Below are 582 nucleotides of genomic sequence, written 5' to 3' on the forward strand. Positions count from 1 at the left end.
GGGGTGAGGACAGTGTCTGGTGGGTAGTTTGACTGGGGCGGTCTCCTCCCAAAGAGTAACGGAGGAGCACGAAGGTTAGCTAATCACGGTCGGACATCGTGAGGTTAGTGCAAAGGCATAAGCTAGCTTGACTGCGAGAGTGACGGCTCGAGCAGGTACGAAAGTAGGTCTTAGTGATCCGGTGGTTCTGAATGGAAGGGCCATCGCTCAACGGATAAAAGGTACTCCGGGGATAACAGGCTGATACCGCCCAAGAGTTCATATCGACGGCGGTGTTTGGCACCTCGATGTCGGCTCATCACATCCTGGGGCTGAAGTAGGTCCCAAGGGTATGGCTGTTCGCCATTTAAAGTGGTACGCGAGCTGGGTTTAGAACGTCGTGAGACAGTTCGGTCCCTATCTGCCGTGGGCGTTGGAAGATTGAGAGGGGTTGCTCCTAGTACGAGAGGACCGGAGTGAACGCACCACTGGTGTTCGGGTTGTCATGCCAATGGCATTGCCCGGTAGCTAAGTGCGGAAAAGATAAGCGCTGAAAGCATCTAAGCGCGAAACTTGCCTCAAGATGAGTCTTCCCTGGGCCTT

1 rRNA gene is annotated in these 582 nt (G+C 54.5%); it reads left to right on the forward strand.

Annotated features, from left to right (window positions below):
- Positions 1-582: ribosomal RNA gene (locus ACJ8M3_RS24780) — 23S ribosomal RNA — on the forward strand; the annotation flags it as partial.

Origin of the sequence: Serratia sp. CY55921 (assembly GCF_052167655.1) — a bacterium.
Classification (GTDB): Bacteria; Pseudomonadota; Gammaproteobacteria; order Enterobacterales; family Enterobacteriaceae; genus Serratia; species Serratia ureilytica.